Annotated in this window: 10 protein-coding genes; all 10 read left to right on the forward strand. The window is 58.2% G+C overall.

The genetic code is table 11. The features are described 5' to 3' along the window. Positions 1-59: 59 nt before the first annotated feature. Entirely contained in the window at positions 60-815 is a 756-nt protein-coding gene (gene kdsB / locus DTF_RS0113165) for a 3-deoxy-manno-octulosonate cytidylyltransferase (RefSeq protein WP_027715696.1), read from the forward strand. Positions 816-926: 111 nt separating this feature from the next. Then, positions 927-2,531 (forward strand): CTP synthase, encoded by a 1,605-nt coding sequence (locus DTF_RS0113170; RefSeq protein WP_027715697.1) that lies wholly within the window; start codon positions 927-929, stop codon positions 2,529-2,531. Then, positions 2,531-3,358, forward strand: coding sequence for a 3-deoxy-8-phosphooctulonate synthase (kdsA, locus tag DTF_RS0113175; protein ID WP_027715698.1), 828 nt, complete (start codon positions 2,531-2,533; stop codon positions 3,356-3,358). The genes DTF_RS0113170 and kdsA overlap by 1 nt, the downstream gene beginning before the upstream one ends. 10 nt (positions 3,359-3,368) lie before the next feature. Then, positions 3,369-4,331 (forward strand): KpsF/GutQ family sugar-phosphate isomerase, encoded by a 963-nt coding sequence (locus tag DTF_RS0113180; RefSeq protein ID WP_027715699.1) that lies wholly within the window; start codon positions 3,369-3,371, stop codon positions 4,329-4,331. Next, a complete protein-coding gene (locus DTF_RS0113185) occupies positions 4,331-4,861 on the forward strand; it encodes an HAD family hydrolase (RefSeq protein WP_027715700.1) in 531 nt (176 codons plus the stop codon). Before DTF_RS0113180 ends, DTF_RS0113185 begins: the two co-directional genes overlap by 1 nt. Before the next feature lie 114 nt (positions 4,862-4,975). Next, positions 4,976-5,521 (forward strand): LPS export ABC transporter periplasmic protein LptC, encoded by a 546-nt coding sequence (lptC, locus tag DTF_RS0113190; protein ID WP_162148643.1) that lies wholly within the window; start codon positions 4,976-4,978, stop codon positions 5,519-5,521. Further along, complete coding sequence (gene lptA, locus DTF_RS0113195; RefSeq protein ID WP_027715702.1) at positions 5,518-6,015, forward strand: lipopolysaccharide transport periplasmic protein LptA; 498 nt, start codon at positions 5,518-5,520, stop codon at positions 6,013-6,015. The genes lptC and lptA overlap by 4 nt, the downstream gene beginning before the upstream one ends. Then, a complete protein-coding gene (gene lptB, locus DTF_RS0113200; protein WP_027715703.1) occupies positions 6,015-6,740 on the forward strand; it encodes an LPS export ABC transporter ATP-binding protein in 726 nt (241 codons plus the stop codon). Before lptA ends, lptB begins: the two co-directional genes overlap by 1 nt. Positions 6,741-6,803: 63 nt before the next feature. Next, the gene (gene rpoN / locus DTF_RS0113205) at positions 6,804-8,252 is read left to right on the forward strand and encodes an RNA polymerase factor sigma-54 (RefSeq protein ID WP_027715704.1); all 1,449 of its coding nucleotides are present in this window, start codon (positions 6,804-6,806) and stop codon (positions 8,250-8,252) included. 100 nt (positions 8,253-8,352) lie between these two features. Further along, a partial coding sequence (hpf, locus tag DTF_RS23480) for a ribosome hibernation-promoting factor, HPF/YfiA family (RefSeq protein ID WP_035057037.1) occupies positions 8,353-8,526 on the forward strand: 174 nt, incomplete at its 3' end.

Consider the following 8,526-nt stretch of genomic DNA (forward strand, 5'->3'; position numbering starts at 1 on the left):
CCCCCTGAATTCTATACCCTACCGGCGGTTTCAAGTGAGTTTGTGAAAGGTTGCCTCGCATGCGCGTTACCGCCGTTATTCCCGCCCGTTACGCCTCGACCCGGTTCCCGGGAAAACCTCTGGTCGACATCCTCGGCAAGCCGATGATCCAGTGGGTCTATGAACGCACCGCCCTTTCCCAGAGCGTCAACCGGGTCATTGTCGCCACGGACGATGAACGGATCCGCCGTGCCGTGGAGGGCTTCGGCGGAGAGGTGCGGATGACCCGCCCGGATCACCCGACCGGAACGGACCGCCTGGCAGAGGTTGCGGCCGGAATCGATGCCGATCTCGTCGTCAACGTCCAGGGGGATGAACCTCTGATTGACCCAAGGATGATCGACCAGGCCGTGGCGCCGCTGAAATGGGGCCCCGGCATCGCCATGGGCACCCTCAAGGCCCCCATCGATTCTATCGAGGAATATCTGAATCCCAATGTGGTCAAGGTGGTTACCGACCGGCAGGGGTTCGCACTCTATTTTTCCCGGGCCCCCATCCCCCATCCACGGGACTTCGCCGCCGATCTCGAATCCCATTTCTCCCAGATCGAGGTCTACAAACACATCGGTCTCTATGTCTACCGTCGAGACTTTCTTCTTACCTATCCAAAGCTCTCAGCCACGGTTCTGGAACAGCTGGAAAAACTTGAACAGCTCAGGGCCCTCGAGCATGGATTCAGAATCAAGGTGGCAAACACCCGGCTGACCTCCCAGGGAGTCGATACTCCCGAAGATCTTGAGCGGGTCCGGACCCTCCTTGAAGCCACCGGTCGCTGAAATCCCCGGGTAATTTGGGGGTTTCCTTTTGTTTTGCTTCTGTGTAGAATTTCAGCTTTGAATTTTCGATCCAAAAATGGGGCAATGACCCGTGCTCGCTAAGGAGTATCAATGAAGACCAAGTTCGTATTCGTCACCGGCGGTGTCGTCTCCTCCCTGGGCAAAGGACTGGCCGCCGCTTCCATCGGCGCCCTCATGGAAGCTCGCGGCTTGAGGGTCTCCATGCAGAAACTCGATCCCTACATCAATGTCGATCCGGGCACCATGAGTCCTTTTCAGCACGGCGAGGTCTTCGTCACCGACGACGGAGCGGAGACCGACCTCGATCTGGGGCATTATGAGCGCTACACTTCGGCCCGGCTGTCGCGCAAGTCGAACTTCACCACCGGCCAGGTCTACGATTCGGTGATCCGGAAGGAGCGCCGGGGGGACTATCTGGGCGGGACGGTTCAGGTCATCCCCCACATTACCAACGAGATCAAGAGCAAGATCCTCGACAATGCCAAGGGCGTCGATCTGGCCATCGTCGAGGTTGGCGGCACGGTGGGTGACATCGAGTCCCTGCCTTTTCTGGAAGCCATCCGTCAGTTCCGCACCGACCGGGGCCATGAAAACGTTCTTTATATCCATCTGACTCTGGTCCCCTATATTGCCACCGCCGGCGAGCTCAAGACGAAGCCGACCCAGCACAGCGTCAAGGAACTGCGGGAGATCGGTATCCAGCCCGATGTTCTGCTGTGCCGCTGCGACAGGGAGATCCCTCGGGACATGAAAGGCAAGATCGCCCTCTTCTGCAATGTCCGGGAGGAGGCGGTTATTACCGCCCGCGACGTGCCCACCATCTACGAGGTTCCCCTGGCCTTCCACGAGCAGGGGCTTGATGAACGGCTTGTCGAATATCTGAATATCTGGACCAAGGCTCCCGACCTCTCTGCCTGGGAGCGGATCGTCAAGCGGGTCAAGGAGCCGGGCGGCGAAACCACCATCGCCATCGTCGGCAAGTACGTCGAATTGACCGAAAGCTATAAGTCTCTCGCCGAGGCGTTGATCCATGGCGGGATCGCCAACGACTGCAAGGTCAATCTCAAATACATCGATTCCGAATCCCTGGAACGACATGGAATCGGCGACTCTTTTTCCGATGTGGACGGCATTCTGGTCCCCGGCGGCTTCGGCGAGCGGGGGAGTGAGGGGAAAACGTCCGCCATACGTCATGCCCGTGAGAACGGGATACCCTTCTTCGGCATCTGTCTGGGGATGCAGATGGCGGTGGTGGAATACGCCCGCAACGTCTGCGGAGTCGAGGACGCCTATTCCGCTGAATTCCGCGAAGACGCCAAGAACACCCTGATTCATATCATGGCAGACCAGAAAACGGTGAAGGGGAAGGGCGGGACCATGCGCCTCGGGGCGTATCCCTGCGCCTTGGCCAAGGGGACGCTGGCCCGGCGCATTTACGGCCAGCAGAACATCACCGAGCGCCACCGCCATCGGTATGAATTCAACAACGCCTATCGGCAGACTCTGGAGAAAGCCGGCCTGATCGTCTCCGGCATCTATCCCGAGGGGGATCTTGTGGAAATCGTCGAACTGGCTGACCATCCCTGGTTTCTAGGGTGCCAGTTTCATCCCGAATTCCGCTCCCGGCCGATGGAGCCCCATCCGCTGTTCGAGTCCTTCGTCGGCGCGTGCCTGAAAAGCAGGAGCGAGGAATAATGGTGAGGGAGATTTCCGTCGGCAGCACTGTCTTCGGCGGCGGTCGGCCGCTGGTTCTCATCGCCGGTCCCTGCGCCATCGAGGACGAAGCCCTTACCTTGCGCATCGCCGGTTTTCTCAAGAAGTTGGCCGCCGACCTCGGTATCGGTCTGGTCTTCAAGGCTTCCTACGACAAGGCCAACCGCACGTCGGTGACATCCTTCAGGGGGCCGGGAATGGCCGAGGGCCTGCGCATCCTGGCGCGGGTGAAGGCCGAATTCGACCTCCCCGTCATCTCCGACATTCACGATCTCTCCCAGGTGGCCCCCGCCGCCGAGGTGCTGGATATCATCCAGATTCCCGCCTTTCTCTGTCGGCAGACGGATCTGCTGGTGGCTGCAGGCGAGACCGGAAAAGTCATCAACATTAAAAAGGGGCAGTTCATGGCCCCCTGGGACATGGGCAACACGGTAGGGAAGGTCGAGTCGACGGGGAACGACAAAATCCTGCTGACGGAGCGGGGGGCCTCTTTCGGCTACAACAATCTGGTGACGGATATGCGATCACTGGTGATCATGCGAGAGACGGGCTATCCGGTCGTTTTCGACGCCACGCACTCCGTTCAGCTTCCCGGCGGCGCCGGCGCCTCTTCCGGCGGCCAGCGCCAGTATGTGGGGGCTCTCTCCCGGGCAGCGGCGGCCACCGGTATCGACGGACTTTTCTGGGAAGTGCACGAGAATCCGGAGGAGGCCCTGTGCGACGGTCCCAACTCTCTTCCCCTCCAGGATCTCAGGGGGATGCTGGAACCCATTCTGGCCATCGATGCCATCGCCAAAGGACGTGGTTGAATTGGAAGCGATCTACGATACAGCAAAGCGGGTCCTCAGGATCGAAGCCGAGGCGATTTCGGCCCTCGTGGAGCGGATCAACGGCAATTTCAGCAAAGCGGTTGAAATGATTCTCGGCTGTCATGGAAGGGTGGTCATCACCGGCATGGGCAAGTCGGGCCTCATCTGCCAGAAAGTCGCCGCGACCATGGCTTCGACCGGCACCCCCGCCTTCTTCCTCCATCCGGCCGAAGGCATCCATGGCGACTTGGGGATGCTCATGAAAGGCGACGTGGTGATCGCCGTTTCCAATTCCGGTGAAACGGAGGAACTCACCCGAATCCTTCCGGTGATCAAGCGCATGGGGCTCCCCCTGATTGCCTTGGCTGGAAACCCGAACAGTACGCTGGCACGGGCAGGGGATGTTTTTCTGGATATTTCCGTCAGGGAAGAAGCCTGTCCGCTGGGGCTGGCGCCGACCGCCAGCACCTCCGCCACGCTGGCCATGGGAGACGCCCTTGCCGTGGCCCTTCTGGTGCAGCGCGGCTTCAAGGACGAGGATTTCGCCCTCTTCCATCCCGGCGGCGCTCTTGGTAAACGGCTTCTGCTGCGGGTCGAAGATCTGATGCACTCGGGCGGCGACATTCCTATGGTCGGCATGGAGACCCCGCTCAAGGAAGCCCTCTTCGAGATTACCAGCAAGAAGCTGGGCATCACGGGTGTGGCAGGAGCCGGCGGAGGACTGGCCGGCGTTTTTACCGACGGCGACCTGCGCCGATCCATCGAACAGGGCTTCGATGTGCTCAACCGGCCGATCAGGGAGCTGATGAACCACAACCCCAAACGCATTCTGCGGACTAATCTTGCCGCCAAGGCTCTTCAGAAGATGGAGCAGCATTCCATCACGTCCCTCTTTGTCTTCGAATCGGAAGAGGCGGAGAAGCCGGTGGGAATCATTCATCTGCACGATCTTCTAAAGGCGGGGGTAGTCTGATGGTGGAGCAACTTGGAAAAATCCGTCTTCTGCTCCTTGATGTGGACGGAATCATGACCGACGGCCGCATCATCATCGACAATAACGGCGTCGAGTCCAAGGCCTTCGATGTCAGGGACGGCCATGGCTTGAAACTGCTCCAGCGTGTCGGCCTGAAGGTCGGGATCATCACCGGCCGCGAATCCGAGGTGGTGCGCTTTCGGGCTCGCGAACTCGGCATCGACATTCTGCACCAGGGATCCAGGAACAAGCTCGAACCTTATTTCGCAACCATTGAGGAACTGGGACTGGCAGATGAGGAGGTGGCCTACATGGGGGACGATCTCGTCGATCTGCCCATTCTGCGGCGGGTGGGGTTTTCCGCCACTGTGGCGGATGCGGTCGAGGAGTTGAAGCCCCTGGTTCACTACGTTACGGCCCGGAGCGGCGGCCGGGGCGCGGTGCGGGAAATCTGCGATCTCATCCTGAAAACTACGGGCCGATGGACCGAGGTCACGGATCGGTATTTCGCCGCTGAGGGCCCGCTGTAAGAGGCTTTCAAAACTCATGCCAAGCTGCGGATAACGCCTTTACACCCCCTGCCCAATGGTGCTATACTTCCTCCACTTATGACGAAATGGCTTAATGTTCGCAATCTTTTGGCCGTGGCCATTGTCGTACTCGCGGTGGCCCTGACCATCACCGTGGTACGCAACTTCAAGGGGGGATCTCCGGAGGAGATTCTCGAATCTCTCCCCCGGAACGTCGATCTCTCCCTGAAAAAGATCAATTATACGGAAACCCGCGATGGGAAACGCCACTGGACGCTGGTGGCCGATTCGGCAGCCCATACAGTGGAAGACGGGATCACCCGCATAGAGAATATCCACATGACTTTCTACGACGAGGATATGGGTGATGTGGTTCTGACCGCCGAAGAGGGGGAGATGAAATCGGGGTCCCGTGAGGTGGCGGTTCGGGGCGATGTCATCGTCAATAACCCCCAGGGGTATGCCCTGTACACCGATTCCCTGCTGTATCGGGAAGCGGAGCGGATGATCAGCACGGAGGAGCCGGTACGCATGGTTTCCGAGAAGATGGAAGTCACAGGCGTGGGCATGCTCCTCGACGTTCAGGATCACACCCTGATCCTGCTCTCCGATATTCAGGCTCGGCTGGCAGCCGTGACTGGCGAAAGCGGTAACCGATGATGCGCAAGATCATTGTCCTCTTTTTTTCCCTTCTTCATTTCACGGCGGGGATCTGCCTGGCTGCCGAACAGACCCCGCCGGCGCCCCCGCTCGGCGATATGCCTATCCACATCACCTCCGACCGTCTCGAAGCCGACGATACCGCGAATCAGGTCAGGTTCGAAGGGGAAGTAGTAGCGAAACAAGGGGATGTGGTCATCTACGCCGACACGATGATCGTCTTCTACCGCGCCGAGGACCGGGAGGTCCAACGCGTGGAGGCACTGAGCAACGTGCGCATCGTGCAGGGATCGAGAGTGGCCACGGGGCAGAAGGGCATTTACTATCGGAACCGGGGGCGAATCGTCCTTACCGGCTCCCCCAGGGTGCATCAGGGAGAAGATTTTGTCGAAGGGGATGAAATCACCGTCTTCCTTGGCGAGGAAAAAAGCATCGTCAGCAGTGAGGGCGGTTCCCGGGTCAATGCCGTGTTCCATCCCAAGGAGCAGAAGTAGTGGCGCGGAAGCTCACGGCTCGGGGGATTTCCAAGGCCTATAAGGGACGGCAGGTGGTTCGCGGCGTCGACCTTGAGGTCTCCTCGGGCGAGGTGATCGGGCTGCTCGGCCCCAATGGCGCGGGCAAAACCACATCTTTTTACATGGTTGTGGGCTTGGTACGGCCGGACCAGGGGCGGGTTTTTCTTGACGACATGGAACTGACAGACCTGCCCATGTATCTCCGGGCGCGGGCGGGGATATCCTACCTGCCGCAGGAAGCTTCGGTCTTCCGCAACATGACGGTGGAGGAAAACCTGCTGGCCATTCTAGAGACTCTTGATTTTTCTGCGGTGGTCCGTCACAAACGCAAGGATCATCTGCTCGAGGAATTGCGCCTCACTCACGTGGCCCGAACACCGGGATACGCCCTCTCGGGCGGGGAACGGCGGCGGGTGGAGATTGCCAGGGCCCTCGTGATCGATCCTGCCTTCATCCTTCTCGATGAGCCCTTTGCCGGAATAGATCCCATTGCGGTCATCGATATCCAGAACATCATCACAGAGTTGAAGGCACGGCAGATCGGCGTGCTGATATCGGATCACAATGTCCGGGAGACTCTGGGTGTCTGCGACAAGGCCTACATCCTCAATGAAGGGGAAATTCTGGAGTACGGTGAGCCGGCCCGAATCGCCGCCAGTCCGAAAGCCCGATCGATCTATCTTGGCGAAAAGTTCAAGCTTTAAAATCAGGAGACAGGAATCAGGGCAGAAAAACATGGAACCTGACACCTGCTTTTCAGGAGTATTATGGCTTTAGAAATCCGACAGCAACTCAAACTCAGCCAGCAGCTGGTGATGACGCCCCAACTGCAGCAGGCGATCAAGCTGCTTCAACTCTCGCGCATGGAACTGGTGGACATGGTCCAGCAGGAACTCGAGGAAAATCCCGTTCTCGAAGAAGGGATGGATCTGGAAGAGCAGGAACCGAGAGAGGAGACCACGGAGGTCGCCGAACCCGAGACCTTCAGCGAGGAAGTCAAGGAGGTTGCGGGTGAAAACGAGGGCCTTGCGGATATCGACTGGCAGACCTATCTTGAAGGATACAATCTGGGCGGCTCGACGGCCGATTCCTATGAAGAGGATGATGACCGGCCTTCGTTTGAAAATCTCCTGACCAAAAAAGGGAGTCTTACGGATCATTTGATGTGGCAGTTGGGCCTCTCCCGTTTCACCGAGGAGGAGCGGCGGGTCGCAGCCGAAATTATCGGCAATCTCGACGAGGATGGATATCTGAAGGCGACGCTCGAGGAAATCAGCGATATCCTTGGAGTCGAGGCGGAGAAAGTGCCTCCCGTACTGGAAAAGGTTCAGGATTTCGATCCGGTCGGAGTGGCCTGCCGCAATCTTCAGGAATGCCTTCTCAAGCAGGTTCGGCACCTCGGGATGGAGGGCTCTCTGGTCGAAACCATTCTGCGCGACCACATCGCCGAGCTGGAGACGCGCAAGTATCCGACCATCGCCAAGGTGCAGGGAGTGAGTCTTGACGAGGTCCTGGGCGCCGCAAAGATCATCTCCGGCCTGGATCCCCGCCCCGGACGTCCCTACAGCCAGGAGGATGTCCACTACATCACCCCTGATATTTTCGTCTATAAAATCAGTGACGAATACGTGGTTGTTCTCAACGATGAAGGACTTCCCAATCTGCGCATCAGCACTTTCTACCGCCAGGCCCTGTCCGGAGGAGGAGGGGGCGTCGACCAGAAGGCGGGCGAGTATATCCAGGAAAAACTGCGTGGCGCCCTTTGGTTGATCAAAAGCATTCATCAGCGTCAGCGGACCATCTACAAGGTCACCAAAAGCATTGTCAAATTCCAGCGGGAATTTTTCGACAAGGGCATCGAACACCTCAAACCTCTTGTCCTCAGGGATGTGGCCGAGGACATCGAAATGCACGAATCCACCATCAGCCGTGTGACCACCAGCAAGTATGTTCAGACACCCCAGGGTCTCTTTGAGTTGAAGTATTTCTTCAACAGCGGTATAAGCACTACGGAGGGAAGCTCGATCGCCTCGGAAAGCGTCAAGAACAGGATTCGAGACATCGTCGCGCAAGAGAACCCCAAGAAACCCTATTCGGATCAGAAAATCGTCGACATGCTTCGCCAGCACGGCATCGATATCGCTCGCCGCACCGTAACCAAATATCGCGAAATGCTTGGTATCGGTTCGTCGACCGAGCGCAAGCGCCTCTTCTGATTTCCCGTTCTAATCAGGGCAGGCCTGGCGTTTCTGAGCTATACTTTAAATGACAGGAAGCAACATCCCACCAGGGACTCTTCACCAGGAGGTTTTCAGTATGCAAATTGCTGTCACATTCAGACACATGGAAACCAGTGAGCCGGTTCGCGCTTATGTCGAGGAAAAACTCTCCCGCGTCAAGAAGTACATTGACGAGCCGATTGACGCCCAGGTTGTCCTCTCGGTCGAGAAGAAGATTCGCCACAGCGCCGAAGTCACCATTCTCGCCAAG

Origin of the sequence: Desulfuromonas sp. TF (genome assembly GCF_000472285.1) — a bacterium.
GTDB lineage: Bacteria > Desulfobacterota > Desulfuromonadia > Desulfuromonadales > ATBO01 > ATBO01.